The organism is Erythrobacter westpacificensis, assembly GCF_039542285.1.
Classification (GTDB): Bacteria; Pseudomonadota; Alphaproteobacteria; order Sphingomonadales; family Sphingomonadaceae; genus Alteraurantiacibacter; species Alteraurantiacibacter westpacificensis.
The window spans coordinates 52952-75280 of sequence record NZ_BAABHV010000005.1; the positions used below are offsets into that span (position 1 = coordinate 52952).

18 protein-coding genes and 1 tRNA gene are annotated in these 22329 nt (G+C 61.7%); 14 read left to right on the forward strand and 5 right to left on the reverse strand.

Going from position 1 to position 22329, the window contains the following annotated elements:
- Positions 1-3: 3 nt before the first annotated feature.
- The 4 genes from dhaL to ABFX23_RS02730 form a co-directional block, all read right to left on the reverse strand.
- Positions 4-666, reverse strand: a complete 663-nt coding sequence (gene dhaL / locus ABFX23_RS02715; RefSeq protein ID WP_346031593.1) for a dihydroxyacetone kinase subunit DhaL — start codon at positions 664-666, stop codon at positions 4-6.
- Between the two features lie 21 nt (positions 667-687).
- Complete coding sequence (locus ABFX23_RS02720) at positions 688-1404, reverse strand: HAD-IA family hydrolase (RefSeq protein ID WP_346031594.1); 717 nt, start codon at positions 1402-1404, stop codon at positions 688-690.
- Positions 1404-2291 carry a class II fructose-bisphosphate aldolase gene (locus ABFX23_RS02725; RefSeq protein WP_346031595.1) on the reverse strand — a complete coding sequence of 296 codons (888 nt, stop codon included), beginning with the start codon at positions 2289-2291 and terminating at the stop codon, positions 1404-1406. Before ABFX23_RS02725 ends, ABFX23_RS02720 begins: the two co-directional genes overlap by 1 nt.
- Before the next feature lie 194 nt (positions 2292-2485).
- Positions 2486-3457, reverse strand: coding sequence for an ArsR/SmtB family transcription factor (locus ABFX23_RS02730; RefSeq protein WP_346031596.1), 972 nt, complete (start codon positions 3455-3457; stop codon positions 2486-2488).
- Between the two features lie 129 nt (positions 3458-3586).
- Between ABFX23_RS02730 and metF the strand changes: the two genes are divergently transcribed.
- From metF to ABFX23_RS02790, 13 genes are all read left to right on the forward strand, one after another.
- A complete protein-coding gene (gene metF / locus ABFX23_RS02735) occupies positions 3587-4519 on the forward strand; it encodes a methylenetetrahydrofolate reductase [NAD(P)H] (RefSeq protein ID WP_346031597.1) in 933 nt (310 codons plus the stop codon).
- The gene (locus ABFX23_RS02740; RefSeq protein ID WP_346031598.1) at positions 4516-5562 is read left to right on the forward strand and encodes a homocysteine S-methyltransferase family protein; all 1047 of its coding nucleotides are present in this window, start codon (positions 4516-4518) and stop codon (positions 5560-5562) included. The genes metF and ABFX23_RS02740 overlap by 4 nt, the downstream gene beginning before the upstream one ends.
- 1 nt (position 5563) lies before the next feature.
- Positions 5564-8203, forward strand: a complete 2640-nt coding sequence (gene metH / locus ABFX23_RS02745) for a methionine synthase (RefSeq protein ID WP_428831635.1) — start codon at positions 5564-5566, stop codon at positions 8201-8203.
- A 25-nt stretch (positions 8204-8228) separates the two neighbouring features.
- Positions 8229-9539: a serine hydroxymethyltransferase gene (gene glyA, locus ABFX23_RS02750; RefSeq protein ID WP_346031599.1), complete on the forward strand. Its 1311-nt coding sequence runs from the start codon at positions 8229-8231 to the stop codon at positions 9537-9539.
- Positions 9540-9609: 70 nt separating this feature from the next.
- Positions 9610-9683, forward strand: a tRNA-Gly gene (locus ABFX23_RS02755).
- 210 nt (positions 9684-9893) lie between these two features.
- Entirely contained in the window at positions 9894-11126 is a 1233-nt protein-coding gene (locus ABFX23_RS02760) for a tyrosine-type recombinase/integrase (RefSeq protein WP_346031600.1), read from the forward strand.
- Positions 11127-11190: 64 nt separating this feature from the next.
- Positions 11191-14013, forward strand: coding sequence for a DNA methyltransferase (locus ABFX23_RS02765; protein ID WP_346031601.1), 2823 nt, complete (start codon positions 11191-11193; stop codon positions 14011-14013).
- A complete protein-coding gene (locus ABFX23_RS02770; RefSeq protein WP_346031602.1) occupies positions 14010-14801 on the forward strand; it encodes a hypothetical protein in 792 nt (263 codons plus the stop codon). The genes ABFX23_RS02765 and ABFX23_RS02770 overlap by 4 nt, the downstream gene beginning before the upstream one ends.
- A 96-nt stretch (positions 14802-14897) precedes the next feature.
- Positions 14898-15083: a helix-turn-helix domain-containing protein gene (locus tag ABFX23_RS02775; protein ID WP_346031603.1), complete on the forward strand. Its 186-nt coding sequence runs from the start codon at positions 14898-14900 to the stop codon at positions 15081-15083.
- A gap of 4 nt (positions 15084-15087) precedes the next feature.
- Positions 15088-15867 carry a hypothetical protein gene (locus ABFX23_RS02780; RefSeq protein ID WP_346031604.1) on the forward strand — a complete coding sequence of 260 codons (780 nt, stop codon included), beginning with the start codon at positions 15088-15090 and terminating at the stop codon, positions 15865-15867.
- Positions 15864-16541 carry a hypothetical protein gene (locus ABFX23_RS02785; RefSeq protein WP_346031605.1) on the forward strand — a complete coding sequence of 226 codons (678 nt, stop codon included), beginning with the start codon at positions 15864-15866 and terminating at the stop codon, positions 16539-16541. Before ABFX23_RS02780 ends, ABFX23_RS02785 begins: the two co-directional genes overlap by 4 nt.
- Positions 16486-16644: a hypothetical protein gene (locus tag ABFX23_RS17730; RefSeq protein ID WP_428831636.1), complete on the forward strand. Its 159-nt coding sequence runs from the start codon at positions 16486-16488 to the stop codon at positions 16642-16644. The genes ABFX23_RS02785 and ABFX23_RS17730 overlap by 56 nt, the downstream gene beginning before the upstream one ends.
- 150 nt (positions 16645-16794) lie before the next feature.
- The gene (locus ABFX23_RS02790; protein WP_346031606.1) at positions 16795-17547 is read left to right on the forward strand and encodes a hypothetical protein; all 753 of its coding nucleotides are present in this window, start codon (positions 16795-16797) and stop codon (positions 17545-17547) included.
- Positions 17548-17664: 117 nt separating this feature from the next.
- On the opposite strand, the gene malQ is transcribed toward ABFX23_RS02790, so the two are convergent.
- Complete coding sequence (gene malQ / locus ABFX23_RS02795; RefSeq protein WP_346031607.1) at positions 17665-19626, reverse strand: 4-alpha-glucanotransferase; 1962 nt, start codon at positions 19624-19626, stop codon at positions 17665-17667.
- Between the two features lie 196 nt (positions 19627-19822).
- Between malQ and ABFX23_RS02800 the strand changes: the two genes are divergently transcribed.
- The gene (locus ABFX23_RS02800; protein ID WP_346031608.1) at positions 19823-22237 is read left to right on the forward strand and encodes a glycogen/starch/alpha-glucan phosphorylase; all 2415 of its coding nucleotides are present in this window, start codon (positions 19823-19825) and stop codon (positions 22235-22237) included.
- Positions 22238-22329: the final 92 nt, after the last annotated feature.

Below are 22329 nucleotides of genomic sequence, written 5' to 3' on the forward strand. Positions count from 1 at the left end.
CTCTTAGCGGTTCAGTTCCTTGGCATTCGGCGAGTAATCGACGCCGTAGACCTTGCACCAGTCGTAGAGGATGGTGGCGATGCCGACGATGCCCGGATCGGGCGTGTCGGCGCTGCGCTGCCCCACCTGGCTGGCGCGGCCGCGATGGGCGATCAGCGTGCGGGTCTCGTCGATCGCCTTGTCGGCTTCCGCCGTGATGGCAGCCAGCACGGCACCAAGGTCGGAGCCGTCCATTTCCTGCATCTTGTCGTGGATCGGCCAGAGCGCGTCGAGCAGCGTCTTGTCGCCGCGCTTCGCGCCGCCGCGGGCCACGATACCCTCGATGGCGGAGCCGAGCATGTCGACCAGGTTCTGGTAGGTCAGTTCTTCCAGACCCTTGGCCACCATTCCGGCGCGCATGAAGCCGGTTCCCCAGATCGGGCCGGACGAGCCGCCCACGTGCTTGGAACAGATCATCGAGATCTTCAGCAGCATGGCGCCGATGGCGCTCTTGTCGATTTCGGGCAGTTCCTTCTTGATCACCTTGAACCCGGTGGCCAGCGAGGTGCCGAAATCGCCGTCCCCGGCCAGGCCGTCGAGATCGGAGAAATACTTCTCGTTGCGGATCACCGTATCGCAGGTGATGTCGATGGTCTTTTCGACCTGGTCGATTGAAATTGTCGACATTTTTCTCTCCCTAATGCGCGCTTATGCGGTCAGCGCGGACAGGTCTGCAAGTGTGATTTGGGGGTTTGACGCATCACCCAGCTCGGGCACCACGCGCGCGGCTTCGGAGAAGTCCTCGCCCACAGTATAGGTGCTGGTGGTGATGAGCGTGGGATAGCCCGCGCCGGTGGATGCGAGCAGGCCGTTGCGGCTGTCCTCGATCACCACGCATTCCTTCGGATCGAGGCCGAGCGACTTCGTTGCCAGCTCGTAAATCTCGGGGTCGGGCTTCTTCTTCGAGACCACATCGCCTGCATGGACGAACTCGAAAGCCGCCTTGCGCTCCGCTCCGAACAGGTCGAGCACGGCATCGATGAACTTCGCATTCGAGGTGGTGCACACGCCGAGGCGCACGCCGCTTGCCATCGCTTCGTCCACGATGCGCAGCACGCCGGGGCGCACGGGCAGTTCCTGCACGATCTGGCTGACTTCGGCGGTCTTGTACTTGTGCAGGGCCGCGATCAGCTCCTGCTTGCCGCCGTATTCGGCCACCTTGTCCTCGGGCCAGCCATCTTCATCGAAGTAGGCCGTCATCCGTTCCTTGCCGCCGGCGACTTTCAGCAGTTCGCCGTAACGTTCGACGGACCACTCGGCATCGATGCCGAAATGCGCGAAAGCGCGGTTGAAGCCGACGCGGTGGGCGTCACGCTCCGTATCCACCAGGACGCCGTCGCAATCGAAAATGATCGCCTTCACCATCAGGCGTTCTCTTTCGTCGATGCGAGGAACTTGCTGCCCTGGTCCTTGCCGCCGAACTTCTCGATGAAGCCTGCGAACAGGTCCTTGCAGGCCTGGTATTGCGCATCGATCACGCGCAGCGGTTCGTAATCGTCCGGGTTGGCCTTGCGATAGGCCTCGAAGCTTTCGACGAAGACGTGCTTGAGGTTGGTGGAGATGTTCACCTTGGCCGAACCGCGGGCGATGGCCTTGGCAAACGTCTCGTCTGAAAGGCCGGTGCCGCCGTGCAGCGCCATCGGGGTGTTGGTGGCTTCGTTGATGGCCTTGATACGGTCGAAATCGACCTTGGGCTCACCCTTGTAGAAACCGTGCGCGGTGCCGACGGCACAGGCAAAGGCGGAAAGGTCAAGCGCGTCGCAGAACTTCTTCGCGTCTTCCGGATCGGTCAGGACGGAGTCTTCCTCGGCCACCACCATGTCGTCTTCCACGCCCATGATCTGGCCTAGTTCGGCTTCCATGCCCACGCCGTACTTCTCGGCGATGTCGCGCACCTTCTTCGACATTTCGAGGTTTTCCTCGAACGGGTATTCGCTCGCGTCGATCATGATCGAGGTCCAGCCGGTGGCGGCGCACTTCTCGATCATCTCCAGGTTCTTGCAGTGATCGAGATGCAGCACGACGGGCACCGGCGAATTTTCCGCGACCGTGCGCACCCAGGAAACGATCTCCTCGTGGCTGTAATAGTCGATGGTCTTGGACGAGGTCTGGCAGATGACCGGCGCGTTCAGCGCCTCGGCCGCTTTCACCATACCCTTCGTGGTGTTGTAATCGACGAGATTGAAGGCCGCGACAGCATAGCCATTGTCCATGGCGTGCCGCAGCAGGGGTTTCATATTGACCAGTGGCATGCTCGTGCTCCCTACGAATAGCCGCTAAATTAGGTGCGTGCCGGTGATTGTGTCCGGTTCGCTCGAATCGGGTCCATAGCGGCACTTTCGACGGCAAACCACCCGTCTTCGGACCATTTCACGTGGGTGAAATTGAAAATGTCCGAAAATTTGAATGGCCCTGCCTCTGCAGTCGCGGGTATCGGATTGACCGATCAGGACTGCGCGTTCGCGAGAGCCGATACGTGTCTGGCGATCCAGATCTTCGTCGTCAGCCCTTCTCCGGCCAGGGCGAGAGGTTCCGCCGCCGAGAGCCCGCAGCGGTGGAGGAATCCGTCCATCTGATCGTCGCTGAAGCCGAGCCTTGCGTGAGCATGGCGTTCGCGCAGTTCGTCCCGCTCGTGGGCGGCGAGATCAACGATGACGATGCGCCCATCTGGTCGTGCAACACGCGCTGCTTCCTGCAAGGCAAAGACAGGCTCGTGCGCGTAGTGCAGCACCTGGTGCAACACCACCGTCTCGAAGGTGTCGTCGGCGAAGGGCAGGGCATTGAAATCGCCTTGCACAAGTTCCCAACGCTGGGCCGGGCGGTCCTGAAGGCGTGCGCGGGCAAGGCGCAGCATTTCCGGGCTGCGGTCCAGCCCCACCACGTGATCGGCCCGGTCTGCCAGCAACTGGGCAATCCGCCCGGTGCCGGTGCCGATGTCGAGCATCCGGCCAAGCGGTTCGTCGCCAAGGGCGGTGAGAATCTTCGCTTCCAGTTCTTCCGGCGGGCAGAGCATCGCGCGAAGCTGGTCCCAGTTCTCGGCGTGGCTGGCGAAAAACTCGGCTGCTTTGCTTTCCCGGCGCGCGCGGATGGCGGAGAGATGGCGCCGGTCCTCTGCGCAGCGAGCGGCGAATTCGGGATCCTCGACCTCTGCCGCATCGAGCAGGCGCGAGGTGGCGGCGGCCAGCGCCGAATCCGATCCCCGCGCAATGGCCTTGCGCAAGTAGACCCAGCTTCCTTCCCGCCGCCGCTCGGCAAGGCCGCTGTCGCACAGGATCGCCACGTGGCGCGAAACGCGCGGCTGGCTCTGCCCCAGCGCCTGCGCAAGCTCGCCCACGGCCAGCTCCATGTGCTCCAGCAGGCGCATGATGCGCAGCCGCGTCGGGTCCGACAGGGCGCCGAGAAGGGGTTCGATCCTCACGGGGCGAGTGCATATTAGGAAATCTTTATATGTGCAATCGTGATATGGATTGTAGATATAAGGATATCTTGATATCTGCATTTCCCGAACCGGAGGCGATCGCCCCGATCTCGCAAAGGCATGCCTTCTATGAATACCCTCGACCCCGCGACCGGCAATCGGAGCTGCGAATCCGCCTATGCCGAACTTCCGGGGGACATTTCCGTCTCGTTCGAATTCTTTCCGCCCAAGAACCAGCCTGGCGAGGCGCAGCTTTCGCGCTCCTTCGCACGGCTCGCACCCTTCGCGCCCGGCTTCGTTTCCATGACCTACGGCGCGGGCGGCTCCACCCGCGAACGCAGTCTGGCGGCGGTGAAGCGCCTGATCGCGGACGGAGAGGTTCCCGTGGCGGCGCACCTCACATGCGTGGGTGCCAGCCGCGAAGAGGTGGATGCCGTGGCCATGCAGTTCCACGATGCTGGCGTGCGCCACATCGTCGCCCTGCGCGGTGACGCCGGCGAGCCGGGCGAACCGTTCTCGCCCCATCCGCAGGGTTATAAGAGTGCCGCCGAACTGGTCGCGGGCCTGCGCGAACTCGCAGACTTCGACATTTCGGTTGCCGCCTATCCCGAGGTGCATCCCGATGCCCAAAGCGCCGAAGCCGATCTCGACAACCTCAAGCGCAAGCTGGACGCAGGCGCCAGCCGTGCGCTCGCGCAGTTCTTCTTCTCGCCAGACACATTCCTGCGCTTCCGCGACCGGGCCGTCGCCGCCGGGATCGAGGCACCGATCGCGCCGGGTATCCTGCCGGTTTCCAGGTTCGGCCAGGTACGCAAGTTCGCCGAGGCATGCGGCGCGCAGGTGCCCCAATGGATGCACCCCGTTTTCGCCGGGCTGGACGAGCATCCCGAGACGAGCAAGTTCGTCTCCACCGCCGTCACCGCAGACCTGTGCCGCAGCCTTTATGAAGGGGGCGTCCGCGATTTCCATTTCTACACCCTCAACCGTGCCGAGCAGGTGGAGGCCGTGTGCCATCTGATGGGGCGCCGCCTGCCTGCCGCTCGGCTGGAGGCCGCAGCATGAGCGTCCGCGAAGCCCTGAACGCCGCCGCGCGCGAGCGCATCCTGCTGTTCGACGGTGCGTTCGGCACCATGATCCAGCGCGCGAAGCTGGCCGAGCAGGATTTCGCCGGGAACCTCGGCCTGCCTGCCTCGCAAGGCGGTAACAACGATATCCTCGCGCTCACCCGGCCAGACGTGATCCGCGATATCACCGCGGCCTATCTTGCCGCTGGGTCCGACATCGTCTCCACCAACACCTTCTCCGCCAATCGCATCAGCCAGGCGGATTACGGGTCGGAGCACCTCGTTCGCGAGATCAACCTCGCGTCGGCACGCATTGCGCGCGAAGCGGCGGATGCTGCTGCCGACGCCGATGGCACCGCGCGATACGTTGCAGGCGCGCTGGGGCCGACGAACAAGACGCTCACCCTCTCGCCTAATGTCGAGGACCCCGGCTACCGCGAGATCGATTTCGACTTCCTCGCCGAGGTTTACCGCGAGCAGGCTGCTGCGCTGGTGGAAGGCGGCGTTGACCTGATCCTGGTCGAGACGATTTTCGACACGCTCAACGCCAAGGCGGCGATATTCGCCGTTCGCCAGCTGGAGCGTGAACTTGGCCGCGAAGTGCCGATTGCGCTCTCCATGACGCTGACGGACCTTTCGGGCCGCAACCTCTCCGGTCACACGGTGGAGGCGTTCTGGTTCGCCGTGCGCCATGCAAGGCCGGTGGCCGTCGGGCTGAACTGCTCTTTCGGGGCCGAGCAATTGCGCCCCTACGTGCAGGCGCTCTCCAAGATCGGCGAGACGCTGCTGCTGGCCTATCCCAACGCGGGGCTTCCCAACGAACTGGGCGAATACGACGAACCGCCGGAGGAAACCGCCGCCATGTTGCGCGAGTGGGCGCACGGCGGCCACGCCAACATCCTTGGCGGCTGCTGCGGCTCCACCCCCGAACATATCGCCGCCATCGCCGCTGCCGTGCGCGGCGCTGCTCCGCGCAAGTTGCCGCAGGTGCAGCCCGCCACCCAGCTCGCCGGCCTCGAACCCTTCACGGTGCCTGCCTGACATGACCATGACCGACACGATCGACCGCCCGATTGATGAGACCGCGCAGGGCCCCACCGCGCGCTTCGTCAACGTGGGCGAACGCACCAATGTTACCGGGTCTGCAAAGTTCAAGAAACTGATCCTCGATGGCGACTACACCGCCGCTGTCGAAGTCGCCCGCCAGCAGGTGGAGAACGGCGCGCAGATCATCGATGTGAACATGGACGAGGGCCTGCTCGATTCCGAGGAGGCGATGGTCAAGTTCCTGCGCCTGCTCGCCGCAGAACCCGATATCGCCCGCGTGCCCACCATGATCGACAGCTCGAAGTGGGAGATCATCGAGGCGGGTCTGAAATGCGTGTCCGGCAAGCCCATCGTCAACTCGATCAGCCTGAAGGAAGGCGAGGCACAGTTCCTGGAACAGGCGCGCAAGTGCTTGGACTATGGCGCGTCCGTCGTCGTCATGGCTTTCGACGAGACAGGGCAAGCCGACACGAAGGCGCGCAAGGTCGAGATCTGTTCTCGCGCCTATCGCCTCCTGACGGAAAACGGCTTCCCGGCAGAAGACATCATCTTCGATCCGAACATCTTCGCCGTTGCCACCGGCATGGAAGAGCACGAACGCTACGCCCTCGATTTCATCGAGGCGGTGGCGGAAATTCGCGAGCAATGCCCGCACGTGCATTGCTCGGGCGGCCTCTCGAACCTCTCCTTCAGCTTCCGCGGCAACGAGACGGTGCGCCGCGCGATGCACTCGGTGTTCCTCTACCACGCGATTCCGGCCGGCCTCGACATGGCCATTGTCAACGCAGGCCAACTCGACGTTTACGACACGCTCGACCCGCAACTGCGCGAGGCGTGCGAGGACGTGATCCTGAGCCGCCGTCCCGATGCGACCGAGCGGCTGATCGCCCTTGCGGAAAGCTATCGCGGCAAGAGCAAGGAAGACGAGAAGCAGGCCGCCGAATGGCGCGGGTGGCCCGTCAACCGGCGGCTGGAACACGCGCTGGTGAAAGGCATCGACAGCCACATCGTCGACGACACAGAAGAGGCGCGGCTGGAAATCGCCAAGCGCAAGGGCCGCACCATCGAGGTGATCGAAGGACCGCTGATGGACGGCATGAACGTGGTCGGCGACCTGTTTGGCTCAGGCAAGATGTTCCTGCCACAGGTGGTGAAATCCGCCCGCGTGATGAAGAAGGCCGTCGCCCACCTCATTCCCTATATCGAGGACGAGAAAACCGAGAACTCGCGCAGCGCGGGCACCATCGTGATGGCGACGGTGAAGGGCGACGTGCACGATATCGGCAAGAACATCGTCGGCGTCGTGCTGCAATGCAACGGCTACGAAGTGATCGACCTTGGCGTGATGACGCCGTGGACCAAGATCATCGAGACCGCCCAGAAAGAAGGCGCGGACCTGATCGGCTTGTCGGGTCTCATCACTCCCTCGCTGGACGAGATGGTGACCGTGGCCGAGGAAATGCAGCGCGCTGGGCTCGACATTCCGTTGCTGATCGGCGGGGCGACCACCAGCAAGGTGCACACCGCGCTGCGCATCGATCCCGCCTACGAAGGCCCGGTGATCCACGTGCTCGACGCCAGCCGCGCCGTCGGCGTTGCGAGCAAGCTGGTGTCCGAAACGAACAGGGACACTTTCGTCGAAGGCGTGGCCGACGATTACGAGAAAGTGCGCGAAAGCCGGGCCGGGAAGGGCGGCTCCAAGCTGCTGATGCTGGCCGAGGCGCGCGAGAACCGTTTTGTGGCCGACTTCGCCAAGAAGGCACCGGCCCCGGCCAAGCCCGGCCTGCACGTGTTCGACGACTGGAGCCTTGCCGACCTTCGCAAGGCCATCGACTGGACGCCGTTCTTTCGCGCCTGGGAACTGGCAGGCACCTATCCCGCCATCCTGCAGGACGACGTGGTGGGCGAAAGCGCGCGCAGCCTGTTCGCCGACGCGCAAGCCATGCTCGATACGATTATCGAAGAGAAATGGCTCACCGCGAAAGGCGTCGCCGGTTTCTGGCACTGCAAGGCGCAGGACGATGACGTTGTGCTGGAGGATGGCACACTGCTCCCCCTGTTGCGCCAGCAGGTGAAGAAAAGCCGTGACCACAACAATTTCTGCCTGTCCGATTTCATCGATCCCGAGGGCGACTGGATCGGTGGTTTTGCGGTCGGCATACACGGCATTGAGCCGCATTTAGAACGCTTCAAGGCAGATACCGACGACTATTCGGATATCCTGCTGAAAGCCCTGGCGGACCGCTTCGCCGAAGCCTTCGCCGAGCGTCTGCACCAGCACGTTCGCACCGACCTGTGGGGTTATGCCCCGGAAGAGGCGCTGTCGAACGAAGACCTCATTCGCGAGCGATACACCGGCATCCGCCCGGCGCCCGGCTATCCCGCCTGCCCGGACCATACGCTCAAACCCATCCTGTTCGACCTGCTGGACGCGCGGGGCAATGCGGGCCTCATGCTGACCGAAAGCCAGGCCATGCTGCCGACGGCGGCGGTGAGTGGGTTCTACTTCGCCCATCCCGACAGCCAGTATTTCGGCGTCGCGCGCATCGGGGAAGACCAGCTGGCCGACTACGCCGACAGGCGCGGGATGGACCTGGAAACCGCCACTCGCTGGCTGCGCCCGAACCTCACTTAGCCCCACCCAAGCAGGACTGCTCACCATGCTCGATACCGCCACCGCCCCTTCCGCCACCTGGCTCGACCGCTTCTGGAGCGACGACCTTGAGGCCGCCGATCCCGATGTCGCCGCGATCATCGGGCGCGAACTTGGCCGCCAGCGCGACGGGATCGAACTGATCGCGAGCGAGAACATCGCCAGCCCCGCCGTGCTGGAGGCTTGCGGCAGCGTATTCACCAACAAATATGCGGAAGGCTATCCCGGCAAGCGCTACTACGGCGGCTGCGAGTTCGCCGACGAGGTGGAAACCCTTGCCATCGAGCGCGCGAAGCAGCTGTTCGGTTGCAACTTCGCCAACGTGCAGCCCAATTCGGGCAGCCAGATGAACCAGGCGGTGTTCCTCGCCCTGCTCCAGCCCGGCGATACCTTCATGGGGCTGGACCTTGCCAGCGGCGGACACCTGACCCACGGATCGCCCGTCAACATGAGCGGCAAGTGGTTCAACGTGGTCCCCTACGGCGTGCGCAAGGACGATTGCCGCATCGACATGGAAGAGGTTCGCCGCCTCGCCCACGAACACAAGCCCAAGCTGATCATCTCGGGCGGCACGGCCTATCCGCGCACCTGGGACTTTGCCGAATTCCGCAAGATCGCCGACGAGGTGGGCGCCTACCTGCTGGCCGATATCTCGCACTTCTCCGGCCTTGTCGTGGGCGGGCAGCATCCCTCGCCGTTCCCGCACGCGCACGTCGTCACCAGTACGACGCACAAGAGCCTTCGCGGCCCCCGTTCGGGCATCATCCTGTGGAACGACGAGGAACTGACCAAGCCGATCAACATGGCGGTTTTCCCCGGCATGCAGGGCGGCCCGCTGATGCACACCATCGCCGGCAAGGCCGTGGCCTTCGGCGAAGCGCTGCGCCCTGAATTCCGCCTCTACGCGCAAGCCGTGGCCGAGAACGCCAAGGCGTTGGCCGAGGGCCTGCTGCGCGAAGGCGTGGGCGTGGTGTCGGGTGGAACCGACAACCACCTCGTCCTTGTCGACCTGACCCGGAACGGCGTCACCGGCAAGTCGGCCGAGGCCGCGCTGGGCCGCGCGCACATCACCTGCAACAAGAACGGCATCCCCTTCGATCCGGCACCGCCCTTCGTTACCAGCGGCGTGCGGCTCGGCACGCCGGCAGGAACGACGCGCGGGTTCGGGCAGCCGGAATTCGCCAGCATCGCCGAGATGATCGCCCGCGTCGTATCGACCGCTGTCGAAGACGAGGGGACCAATACCCGCGTCGAGCAGGAGATCGCAGCGCGCGTTGCACGGATGTGCGCCGACTTCCCGCTCTATCCGGGTAGATAAGCTACTGCCGAGCGCGCGCGTATTTGTATTGACCGGGGCCGATCCCCCGTGGCAATTGCGCCGCGACCTTGCGGGTGTAGCTCAATGGTAGAGCAGCAGCTTCCCAAGCTGACGACGAGGGTTCGATTCCCTTCACCCGCTCCAAATCCCTGTTCAGTGATGTTCATTCCTGACTAGACACCATCCGTATTTCCGCGATATTCTGCCACTTACAGGCCGCATTCGTTCATTTCCGGCCAGAGGCATCCACCCGTTAGCGGGGGTATCTTTGGGGGGTATGGCAGGGCGGCTTGATCCGATACCCCTGATCATGGGGGTATCCAGCCGGTTCGGCCGGGAAAGGATTAGTGGCTCATGGCGCTTACCGATGTGGCAGTTCGCAACGCGAAACCGGGAGAAAAGCCGGTCAAACTCTCCGATGGTGAGGGTATGTTCCTGCTAGTTACGCCCGCCGGGGGGAAACTCTGGCGGCTGAAATACCGTGTGGATGGCCGGGAAAAGCTACTGGCCATGGGAGCCTACCCTGAAATCAGCTTGGCCGAAGCGCGCAATCGGCGGCGCGACGCGAGAGAGTTGATTGCCTCAGGAAAAGACCCTTCCCGCGAAAAGCAACGGGCCAAGCGCAGGGCTCATATGGATGCTGACAACACCTTTGCCGCGATTTCTGCCGAATACTGCGCAAAGCGCAAACGCGATGGCGAAGGCGGTTGGTCGCCAGCTACGGCCAAACGGAGCGAATACCTGCTTTCGCTACTCCGTCCGGCGATTGGGAAACTGCCGATTGCGGAAATCGAGCCAGCCGACATTCTGTCAGCTATCCGGCGCATTGAGGCCAAGGGCAATCTGGAAAGCGCGCGGCGCACCTTGCAATTGGCGAGCATGGTCTTTCGCTATGCCATAGCGACCGCTCGCCTACGTTCGGACCCTACTCGCGATTTGCGGGGCGCGCTAACGGCTCCCAAGGTAACGCACTATGGGGCGGTGACAGATGCCAAGGGCGCTGGCGAACTATTGCGCGCGATAGATGGATACGAGGGGCAGGGACAAGTGAAGCTGGCGCTGCAATTCGCGCCGCACGTGTTCGTGCGACCGGGCGAACTGCGCCATGCCGAATGGTGCGAAATAGATTTCGATGCCGCGCTCTGGATTATACCTGAGGGTAAGACCAAGATGCGCAAGGCCCACCACGTTCCCCTTTCGCGTCAGTCAGTGGAGCTATTGCGGGAAATTCATTCTGCCACCGGCCCGACAGGATACGTTTTTCCGTCTATCCGCTCTCGCGCCCGGCCTATGAGCGACAACACTCTCAATGCCGCGCTGAGGCGGCTGGGTTACTCCACCGAGGAAATGACCGCACATGGCTTTCGAGCGATGGCTTCAACATTGCTCAACGAAAGCGGCAAGTGGCACCCGGACACTATCGAACGTGCGTTGGCCCATGGCGATAGCGACAAAGTGCGCGCGGCCTATCACCGCGGGGCGCACTGGAATGAGCGCGTAGAAATGGCGCAGTGGTGGAGCGACTATTTGGACCAGTTGCGCACGGGTGCGGACATTATCGCTATCCCCAGCCGAGTAGCCAGCTAACCCCCAAGGCCTTGCCCGACGCCCGCGAACGTGCCTAAACCCTTGCGAACGCTAGAGGGGTATCATGCGGCTAGGCTGGGACGAAATTAAGCGGCGCGCGAAGGTCTTCAGCGAGGAGTGGAAGGACGCCCACTACGAGAAGGGCGAAACCCAAACCTTCTACAACGAGTTTTTCGAGCTGTTTGGCATCCGGCGCAAGCAGGTGGCGATTTACGAGCAGCGCGTGAAACTGCTAAAGCAAAAGCACGGCTTCATTGACCTGTTCTGGCCGGGTACGCTGCTAGTCGAACAAAAGAGCGCGAACCTCGATCTGGATCGTGCGCAGGGGCAGGCGCTCGACTACGTGCAGGGCGTCCATCCAACGGACCAGCCGCGCTGGGTTCTAACTTGCGATTTCCAGCGTTGGAGATTGTTGGACCTGGAGACAGGCCGGGAACTCAAATTCCACCTGCAAGACTTGCACAAGCACATTACCGCGTTCGATTTCATGCTTGGCCGCAAGGTTAGCTTCGAAACGCAGGCTGGCGTTACCATCAAGGCAGCCGAGCTCATGGGTAAGCTGCATGATGCGCTGGAGGAATCGGGCTACGTTGGGCATGATCTGGAGCAATTGCTCGTCCGCCTGCTGTTCTGTCTGTTTGCGGACGATACGGGCATATTCCAGCCGAAGGATATTTTCCTCCAGCTGATAGAGAACGATACGCGGCCAGATGGCAGCAATGTAGGCCGGGTGCTGAGCGACCTGTTCGATGTGCTGGATACGCCGGAGAACGCCCGACAAACCACCCTGCAAGCCGAATTGGACGCCTTCCCCTACGTGAACGGCCAGCTGTTTGGTGGACGCCTGAGAACGGCGCATTTCGACGCTACCATGCGGGAGCATTTGCTGGACGCGGCCCGGCACGATTGGTCCGGCGTCTCGCCCGCCATATTCGGCTCTCTGTTCCAGTCCGTCATGGATGCTGAGCAGCGCCGAGCGAAGGGGGCGCACTACACCACCGAGGCAAATATCCTAAAAGTGATTGGCCCGCTGTTCCTAGACGACCTGAAGGCGGAACTTGCCAGCATTATCGCGCGCAAGACTGCTCGCGAAAAGGAATTGGCCAAGTTTCAAGACAAGCTAACCCGGCTAACCTTTTTTGATCCCGCGTGTGGGTGCGGCAACTTCCTTGTTATCGCCTATCGGGAAATCCGGCGGCTGGAGCTCGAATGTCTCAAGGCTCAATATGGCGACCAGCAAATTGACGCGGCGCTGCTCTCCCGTGTGACCGTGGGCCAGTTCTACGGTATCGAGTTCGAAGAATTTCCCGCCCGCATTGCCGAAGTGGCCATGTGGATGATGGACCATATCGCAAACAACGAAATCAACGAGGCCTTCCGGCTTAACTACGCCCGTATTCCACTGAAAGATTCCGCCCATATCCTACATGGCGATGCGCTTGAGACGGATTGGAATACGCTGCTGCGAGCAGAGCGTTGCAGCTACATCATGGGTAATCCGCCTTTTCTTGGAGCGAAACAACAAGACGAATTCCAACGCTTACAGGTTCGCAGAATTGCAGCGCTGGGAGGCAGTGGAGGCACCCTCGATTACGTCGCCGCTTGGTTCATTAAGGCAGGGCAATACTGCCAAGCAAACAAACGCATCCAAATCGCATTCGTCGCGACCAATTCAATCACGCAGGGCGAACAGGTAGCTCAGCTATGGCCGGTTCTATATGACCGTCACTGCCTTGAAATTGCCTTCGCACATCGAACTTTCGCCTGGGCTAGTGAAGCTCGCGGGAAAGCCCACGTTCACGTTGTAATCGTCGGTCTTAGTCATCGCGATCACGAGCCTTCAGAGAAGAGGCTCTTCAGCTATCCCGATTTGCAAGGTGACCCGGTGGAAAGTCAACACAAGGCGCTCACTGCTTATTTGTTTGATGCTCGAGGATTAGCCAACCGTCACTTAGTCGTGAAGAGTGTGAGCACGCCGATAAACGGCGCGCCGAAGCTCCAGGTTGGTTCGAAGCCTGTTGATGGAGGGTATTTCATATTCTCTCCCGCCGAACGTTCCGCACTCATTGAAGCAGCTCCGGGCGCAGAGCGTATCCTTCGCCCATTTATTGGCGCTGAAGAGTTTTTGAATGGCGGAATTCGCCATATAATCGACGTAGAGAAAATCACACCAAAGGACATAAACGCCTATCCTCCGATCCGAGAGAGAATTTCCAAAGTAAGGAAATGGAGGTTGGGGGAAATTGCCAAGAAAAATAGTAAGAAGGGGACCGATAGGGCAGCGGCTAGCACACGCCCCCTCGCGCAATATCCGACCAAGTTTCACGTAAATGTCTTTCCGGCTTCCGGCTTTCTGGTGGTGCCAGAAAATGGCTCGGAACGAAGGGAATATGTGCCAGCGGGTTGGCTAACTAGCCCGATTATTCCTAGCAGTCTGGTGCGGATAGCTCTTGATGCAGAAATTTGGCACTTCGCAGTCTTAGCTAGTCGAATGCATATGGCTTGGGTGAATCACATCGGTGGACGCTTAAAGAGCGACCCACGCTACTCCATTGGCCTAGTCTACAATACGTTCCCTTGGCCCGACATGAGCGAAGCACAGCGCGCTAGAATTGAGGCATTGGCGCAAGACGTGCTCAGTGCTCGCGAAGCGCATCCTACGTCGAGCTTAGCTACTCTCTACGATCCAGATACGATGCCTGCGGATCTTAGAAAGGCCCACACCGCACTCGATGCCGCCGTTGACAAGCTCTATCGACCTACGCCCTTCGCTAGCGACCGCGACCGGGTGGAACACCTTTTCGGTCGCTACGAGGCGCTTGTGAACCCCTTGGAGCGCGTAGGCGTAGCAAAGAATAAGCGAGTGGCAAGGCGCTCAGGAAAATGAGCGAAAGTTCAGCAAAAGCCCTTACAATTATGCGCGGCTGGGCGTGGCTCAGCGGCGACCCTGATGGCAATACTTGGCCGCTATGGAAGCCAATCGGAGAGGCGATCAATCGCTTGGCAATGGAAGGGATCGAGCGTCCCCAAAACGTTCTGATCGAATTGTTGCGCGATGGCGAGTTGGTCGCCGAAGGCGATTACCGTTGGCGTAAATATCAATGGGGAAGGCACTACAGTGTCGAGGAAGTGAATTCGCCAATCAAGAAGAGACAATGGGAGAACCTAGCCAATTTGCTCGAAGCGGAGCGGCAAGAGCTCAAGATGGGCGGGTTCCTGCTCGATAGCGTGGAGCTGACCAATTTGGGCGAAGCTAGTTCATATCCGTATGAATGCGAATTTGAGTTTGGGCGTTTCAGTCTGTCATTATGTCCTCCCGATACGCCGGACACCGATAGGGCATATTATGAAGAGTCCTTTTCCGCCTGGGACGTTCAAGTGCGCCCGGCGAACCTCGATTTTGAAATGGAAGATAGCGAAGAAGAATCGGCATCGTCTCGGACCAGCCGAGGCGGTCGCCCGCCCGCGAAGTGGTGGCCCGAATTCGCTGAGGAGCTGGCATTATATGTCTACGAGGAAGGTATACCTGAAGGCACCGGCCACGAGGGCCAATCGGCCATGATAGACGGAATTTTCGCGCGAATGGCAGCCGCAGGTATGGGTGAGCCTAGCCGCGCAACCGTGCAGCCAGTGATAAATGCTGTTCTCGCCAGAACTCGCTCGGCCGGAAACTAACTTGAATTCATTTCCGGCCCATTCCGGCCATACCGGCTGACTGCACAAGGTCGGACGGGGCAAAACATCTCCAGTCGCAAACGAACGGAGATGCACATGAACCCTACTGCTTCACTTGAACCACTGGCCTATTCGATCAAGGAGGCCTGCCGAGTTTCATCGCTTGGCCGCACCCGAATTTATCAGTTGATTGGCGAAGGTAGGCTTGAGGCCCGGCGCATCGGCAAGCGCACCCTCATTCCAGCCGCCTCCCTTCGCGCGCTGGTCGCCGGGGAAGGTTGAAACCGTGGGCAAGCGTCGAAACCGTAACAGGATCAATGCAAAGGGGCGAAACGTAACCAGCCGTTTTGTCCGGCTTGATTATCGCATCCTAACCAGCAACGCCTATCGGGCGCTTTCGCCTAATGCCCGGTCGCTGCTCGTCGAAGTGGCCATGCTCTATAACGGGGATAACAACGGGAGCCTCTATCTTGGCGTGCGCGATGCCGCCCACCGATTGGGCGTTGCAGACCTAACAGCTGCCAGCCGTGCCTTCGATGATCTTATGGTGCTAGGCTTCCTGCAAATGACTCAGGATGCGCATTTCGCAATCAAGGCAGGGGAAACCTCCCGCGCGCGTTGCTGGCGTCTCACGTGGCTTTCTGGGCCGGGGAGGAAGCTTGCCAGCTGGGATTTCCTAGAGCGGGAGCCAACCCCCAAGAGTCCCTCGCGCAAACGGATGGAACGCGGACTGAGGGCGCTCAAGGCCTATCGGAAAGCCCGCGCTGCCGATCAATTCCCGGTATTGGATATCAATACGATCCCGGCGAATAGCGCCATTCCAACGGCCAGCGCCGTGGCGGAATCCAATACGACAAATGACGAGATTGGCGGAAATCTGCCGATCCTCCGAATACCGAAATCCAATACACATTTAGCTACACCATGGGTGAGGGGGCGCAGCGGCTTACCGATTGGATGGTGGCAGCCTGACTGGTCGACGCAGTTTGCCCGGCTGGCCTACGCCAATTCGCTGGCTAGGGCGCCCGATATGCGAACCGACACCTGCCGGGAGGTCGCAACATGACAAAACCACGAAAGAACAAACCAGCCGCAGAGAGGGTTACGACAGTGACAGCGGAAAAAGGTGAGACGGAACCCGAAACCATGGCCCGCGTGCTCGTTGGCCCATACTTTCGCCATGGCGTCCTCAGTCATGCCGTAGCAGAAAAGGGTTTCGGTAAACTGCCCGGCGAACCGAACTTCGATGATTTCGGTAAAGCTATGAAGGCCAAGGCCAAAGCTGCAATGGATGGCAACTTGACGCTGGCGACCGAACTATTGACCGCTCAGGCGCTCTCGCTCGATGCGCTTTTCGGCGAGCTCGCACGACGCGCCACCATGAACATGGGCGATTATCCCTTGGCAGCCGAACGCTACGCCCGGCTTGCCTTCAAGGCCCAATCCAATTCGCGCGCGGCAATTGAGACCTTGGCGAAGCTGCACCAGCCGCGCGAACAGGTGGTGCGCCATGTGCATGTCAACGAGGGCGGCCAAGCGGTTATCGCAAACAACATCAACCAGCACGGCGGGGGGATGGAAAATGGAAAATCGAACGAACAACCCCATGCAACCAGTTCAGCTCGCGAAGGCTCGCCGATGCTTGGCCAAGACCCGGCTGGGAACGGCGTGCCAATCTCCGGCGGTGAACGGCAGCCAGCGATGCAGGATGCACGGGGGCAAGGGAAGCGGCGCACCTAGCGGCAACCGCAACGCCTGGAAGCACGGCGGGCGATCCGCTGAGGCCGAAGGCGCGGCGCGATACTTGGAGGCGATGGCTCGCCTGATAGGTGAAGCCAATTAGGACGGGCTTCCTTTCCCGGGGGGGGGGTAGTCTGATTTTGAAAGGGTGGTTGGAGAGGACCGAACTGGCCACCCAAAGTTATTGCAAACACAGTTTTCTGTAACCGATTCACGCTATCCATGCCACGCCTTGGCAATTAGCGTGGGTTACATGAGATTAGAGTCAGAACAACAAAAACGCATCCTTCCCCTGAAAGCGGCGATTGTCGAAAACTTCGACCGGGAAAAATGGCTCGAGCTTGGCTTGATGACAGGTTTCATGGAGGAAATTCGTGGCCATAGTCGTCTTTTGCGCAGTTGGGATTTTGGCGACCCTGACTATCCCGGCCATGTGCTGGATATACTCGTAGCAATGGTTACGCGCGATCCGGGCAATCTCAATATTATTGAAGAATATGTGCTGGATTCCAGCGCGGGGGTGCCCTTCGCTCAAGCTGACGGGCGTAAGCGCATTTCAATCTCGCCTAGGGTCTTCGACATACCGAGCGAAACGCCGCAGTTAGATTTCGTCTCTGTGATGATGCCGTTCGATGCGAGCTTCAACGGCGTGTATACTGCGATCCAAGCTGCGTGCAGAAACTCCGCACTGACATGTCAACGGGCCGACAATATCTGGAATCGCTCCACTGTGATTCAGGACGTAGTTGATCTAATTTGGCGTTCTTCAATTGTGATCTGTGATTTCAGCGGGCGGAACGCAAACGTATTCTACGAATGCGGGATCGCCCACACTCTGGGCAGGCATGTTGTTCCCATTACCCAAAGCAAAGGTGATGTGCCCTTTGACCTCCAGCATCATCGCTATCTGCAATATCATCCAAACGATGAGGGGCTCGCATCGCTTTCGAGGGATTTGGAAACGAGATTGAGAACGCTGGCAGGACAAATCCGAGAAGAAAAATAATCAGCCAACCATGTAGGGCTGGGGGTATATCTGGGGGTATGCCGTTCCACCTCATAAAAAATATCAAGTTTTATCAACACAAAGCGTGCGTTTGGAGATTCCCTTCACCCGCTCCATTCACCCGCTTCGCAGCATCGTCATTCTTGTCCTGACTTCCGGGGCGGCGAGCAATTCGTCCAGATCCGCGTCCAGTCGCCTGCGCCAGTTGGGGTGTTCGCAAGTCGTGCCGGGAATGTTGGGCTGTTCGGCAAGGCCCAGCAGGTCTTCCAGCGGCACGAGGGCGAGCATGCTCGGCGTTCGCGCGATGTGAGCGATGGCGGCGTCCACGGCGGCTTTCGGCTCGTCCGGCGCGGGGCGCGGGGTGTGGCCTTCCATGGTTGACCACAACAGGCCGCGATCCCAGTCGCGGACCTGCTCGGCGTTCACGCGGTCCACGCCTTCGGGCAGCCGTCCCAAAGCGTCGGCCCAGTCCAGGTCCCTGCCGCTCCACCAGCCAGCCACCGTTGGCGTGTCGTGCGTTCCGGTCATGGCGACTGCCAGTTCGCCGTAATCGTGCGCGCCGATGAAGCCGTCGTCCGAGGCCCGTTCGAACCACAGCACTCGCATGCCCAGCATCTTGCGCCGCGCGATGGCATCCGAAAAGCCGTGCGGGGCCGTGCCGAGGTCTTCGGCAATGATGAAGGCGTCCGCCAGGTACGCTTCCAGCGTCAGCAGTCGCAGCAGGTCTTCGAAAGGGTAGGTGAGATAGGCGCCGTCCCCCGGTCCGCCGCCTTCGGGTATCACCCACAGCCGCGCGAGACCGAAGGCGTGATCGATCCGCAAACCGCCACCGCTCGCGAGGGCCGCGCGGATCATGGCGATCCACGGCGCGAAGCCGGTGCGCCGCAATCCCTCTGGCGAGAAACCGGTGATGTTCCAGTTCTGCCCGTGCGGACCCAGCGGATCGGGCGGCGCGCCGATGGTGAGACCGCGCAGCATCACATTGCCCAGCGTCCAGCAATCGCTGCCACCCGGATCGACGCCCACGGCAAGGTCGCCCACAAGGCCGATGGACATTCCCGCCGCCTTCGCCCGGTCCTGCACCTTGGCCAGCCCGGCGCGAGCAAGAGCCTGGGCGGCAAGGTGGAACTCCACCTCATCGGCATACTTGGCCGCGAACGTGCTGACGGCCTTGCTGGCGGGATTGCGATACTGGCGAGGCCAGTCGCGCCAGCCTTTCGCGCCCTTGGGGCGGTAATGGCAGTCGAGCGTGTCGAAGACGGCGTGAAGGACCTCGTCCTTTTCGGGTTGCCCGACAAGATCGGCGCGCTGCTGTGGTGACAGGCTGTCGAACAAAGCGCGCATCTGCGACAGCCTTGAGGGCAGGGCGCTTTCCCAGTCGATCAGCGGGCCGCTTTCATCCTCGGGCAGGGCGGGCAGCCCAAGCAGCGCCGGGTCGGCCATGGCTGCGTTAAGGAAACGGCGGCTGGACGGCGAATAGGGACTGAAATGCTCGCCATTGCCCGGAAACAGGGCGTGGACCGGGTTGATCGCCACAGCATCCGCGCCTGCCTGCGCAAGCGTTTCGACGGCATCGGCAAGATCGCCCAAAGTGCCGAATGCGCCGCCCCCTGCAGGTCGCAGCGACGGAATTTGCAGCGATGCTCCCCACGACCTGTGCCCTTGGTGCGGCGGCACGGGGCAATGCGGCGGAGCGACTGCGAGCCGGGTCTCCTCGCCGTCGAATCGGCAGTCGAAATAGCCCGGCTCTGGCGGCGCGATCGGCCTGCCGTCCCGGATTTCCAGCGGCTGCCATGTGTCACCGTCCGCAAATTCGGCCCGCGAACAACGGGAGGGTAGTTCCACCGGCTGTCCTGCGTCCGCGATCACCAGGGCATGGAGCGCGCCGTGCTCGGCCTCCAGAGTATTTAGCGCAGCACCGATTTGCCGGGGCGTATCCACCTTGTGCCCCAGCGCACGCAGCACGCCGCGCAGGGTTGCGTCCGGCACGACGTGGTCGCGGCCTTCGACATCGCGCCAGCGGCGTTGCAGGCCGGCGGCATCGGCCAGCGCATGCAGCGGTTCGAGGGCATCACTCACGGCCGGTTCCTTCTCGCAGGGGCCACCCGGTCATCGGCCCGGCGGGCCCAATTTGCAACCGGATTGCTGCGCCGCAGCAACGAATAGGAATGCGCGAGCGGATGCGCGATTGCGCGGTGCAGCAAAACCTGTCTAATAGCAGCAAGGAGAGGCGTTTTCGACGTCGCGACAAGCGACCCACTGGAGCTTTCGTATCGTGACCACCAGCCCGCAGCCCTCCAATGCCGAGATCGACGCGCTGATCGTCGACGCGCTCAACCACCGCGTCGGCAAGGACGAGCGCGCCGCCAAGCCGCACGACTGGTACACCGCCACCGTTTACGCCCTGCGCGACAAGGTTATCGACCGCTGGATGGAATCGACGCGCCGCACCTATGCCGAGGGCGGGAAGCGGGTCTATTACCTCAGCCTCGAATTCCTGATCGGCCGCCTGCTGCGCGATGCGGTGAGCAATCTGGACCTCAACGGCGCGCTGGAGCGGGCGCTGCGCTCCCACGGGTTCGAGCTTTCGCAGCTTGAGGAACTGGAGCCCGATGCGGCGCTGGGCAACGGCGGGCTCGGGCGGCTGGCGGCCTGCTTCATGGAGAGCCTCGCCAGTCTCGATATCCCGGCCTACGGATACGGCATCCGCTACGTGAACGGCATGTTCCGCCAGCGCATCGACGATGGCTGGCAGGTGGAACTGCCCGAAACCTGGCTGAGCCACGGCAACCCGTGGGAATTCGATCGCCGCGAAAGCGCCTACCGGGTCGGCTTCGGCGGCGAAGTGGTGAGCGATGGTGATGCCGTGCGGTGGGAGCCTGCAGAGATGGTGGAAGCCTCCGCCGTCGATACCCCGGTGGTCGGCTGGCGCGGCAAGCGGGTGAATACCTTGCGGCTGTGGACCGCGCACGCGCTCGATCCGATCAAGCTCGATGCCTTCAACGCGGGCGATCATGTCGGCGCGCTGGAAGGGGAGGCGCGCGCGGCCAGCCTCGTGCGCGTTCTCTATCCGGCGGATTCGCACCAGGCCGGGCAGGAGTTGCGGCTGCGGCAGGAGTACTTCTTCTCCGCCGCCAGCATCCAGGACATCCTGCGCCGCCACATGCAGCACAACGGCAACATCCGCACCCTGCCGGACAAGGCCGCGATCCAGCTCAACGATACGCACCCGGCGGTGGCCGTGGCGGAACTCGTGCGCCTGCTGGTCGACCACCACGGCCTCGAGTTCGACGAGGCGCTGGACATTACCCGGCGCACCGTCGCCTACACCAACCACACGCTGCTGCCCGAAGCGCTGGAAAGCTGGCCGCTGCCCCTGTTCGAGCGGCTGCTGCCGCGCCACATGCAGATCATCTACGCCATCAACAGCCGCGTTCTTCGCGAGGCGCGCAAGCAGGGCGTGAACGATGCCGCCATTGCTGCGATCAGCCTGATCGACGAGGGCGGGGAGAGGCGCGTGCGCATGGCGAACCTCGCCTTCACCGGCGCGAACAGCGTCAACGGCGTGGCGGCGCTGCATACCGACCTGATGAAGCAGACGGTTTTCCACGACCTGCACCGGCTTTACCCGAAGAAGATCAACAACAAGACCAACGGCGTGACCCCGCGCCGCTGGCTGATGCAGTGCAACCCCGGCCTCACCAGCGTGATCCGCGATGCTATCGGCAATGCCTTCCTCGACGATACCGAGGAACTCAGCGCCCTGAACGCGCTGGCAGGCGATGCCGAGCTGGGAGAGCGGATTGCCGAAGTTAAGCGCAGCAACAAGGTGGCGCTGGCAGCCCACATCAAGGATCTAACGGGCGTGCGGGTCAGCCCCGATGCGCTGTTCGACGTGCAGATCAAGCGCATTCACGAGTACAAACGCCAGCTCTTGAACCTGATCGAGACCGTGGCCCTCTACGACCAGATCCGCAGCCATCCCGAGCGGGACTGGGTGCCGCGGGTGAAGATTTTCGCGGGCAAGGCCGCGCCCAGCTATCACAATGCGAAGCTGATCATAAAGCTGGCGAACGACATCGCCCGCCGGGTCAATTCCGATCCCAGCGTGGCGGGGCTGCTGAAAGTGGTGTTCGTGCCCAACTACAACGTCACGCTGGCGGAACGTATCATTCCCGCTGCCGACCTGTCGGAACAGATCAGCACGGCGGGGATGGAAGCATCGGGCACAGGCAACATGAAGTTTGCCTTGAACGGCGCCCTCACCATCGGCACGCTCGACGGGGCGAATATCGAGATCAAGGACCGGGTCGGCGACGAGAACATCGTGATCTTCGGCATGACGGCGGACGAAGTCGCCGAGAAGCGCGCCAATGGCTATGCCCCGCGAGAGGTTATCGAGGGCTCGCCCGAACTGCATCAGGCGGTGGAAGCCATCGCCAGCGGCGTATTCTCGCCCGACGACGAGGATCGCTACAAGGACCTGATGGGCGGGCTTTACGACAGCGACTGGTTCATGGTCGCTGCCGATTTCGAGGCCTATGCCTCCGCCCAGCGCGAAGTCGATGCGCGCTGGCAGGACACCGCCGGATGGCGCAAGGCGGCGATCCACAATATCGCCAATGTCGGCTGGTTCTCGTCCGACCGCACGATTGGCGAGTATGCGCGCGATATCTGGAAGGTGCTTTAAGGAGCCTCACTGCGATCTGCGCATACGTTTTCCTGTTTCGCGAAGGCCCTCGGTCGGGCACAGTGCCACGCACGGGGCCTGAACGGCCCGAG

Bases quoted from the DNA above. Each gene is read 5' to 3' on its own strand.
- dhaL (WP_346031593.1), bottom strand. From the start codon at position 666: ATGTCGACAATTTCAATCGACCAGGTCGAAAAGACCATCGACATCACC.
- ABFX23_RS02720 (WP_346031594.1), bottom strand. From the start codon at position 1,404: ATGGTGAAGGCGATCATTTTCGATTGCGACGGCGTCCTGGTGGATACG.
- ABFX23_RS02725 (WP_346031595.1), bottom strand. From the start codon at position 2,291: ATGCCACTGGTCAATATGAAACCCCTGCTGCGGCACGCCATGGACAAT.
- metF (WP_346031597.1), top strand. From the start codon at position 3,587: ATGAATACCCTCGACCCCGCGACCGGCAATCGGAGCTGCGAATCCGCC.
- ABFX23_RS02740 (WP_346031598.1), top strand. From the start codon at position 4,516: ATGAGCGTCCGCGAAGCCCTGAACGCCGCCGCGCGCGAGCGCATCCTG.
- metH (WP_428831635.1), top strand. From the start codon at position 5,564: ATGACCATGACCGACACGATCGACCGCCCGATTGATGAGACCGCGCAG.
- glyA (WP_346031599.1), top strand. From the start codon at position 8,229: ATGCTCGATACCGCCACCGCCCCTTCCGCCACCTGGCTCGACCGCTTC.
- ABFX23_RS02760 (WP_346031600.1), top strand. From the start codon at position 9,894: ATGGCGCTTACCGATGTGGCAGTTCGCAACGCGAAACCGGGAGAAAAG.
- ABFX23_RS02765 (WP_346031601.1), top strand. From the start codon at position 11,191: ATGCGGCTAGGCTGGGACGAAATTAAGCGGCGCGCGAAGGTCTTCAGC.
- ABFX23_RS02770 (WP_346031602.1), top strand. From the start codon at position 14,010: ATGAGCGAAAGTTCAGCAAAAGCCCTTACAATTATGCGCGGCTGGGCG.
- ABFX23_RS02775 (WP_346031603.1), top strand. From the start codon at position 14,898: ATGAACCCTACTGCTTCACTTGAACCACTGGCCTATTCGATCAAGGAG.
- ABFX23_RS02785 (WP_346031605.1), top strand. From the start codon at position 15,864: ATGACAAAACCACGAAAGAACAAACCAGCCGCAGAGAGGGTTACGACA.
- ABFX23_RS02790 (WP_346031606.1), top strand. From the start codon at position 16,795: ATGAGATTAGAGTCAGAACAACAAAAACGCATCCTTCCCCTGAAAGCG.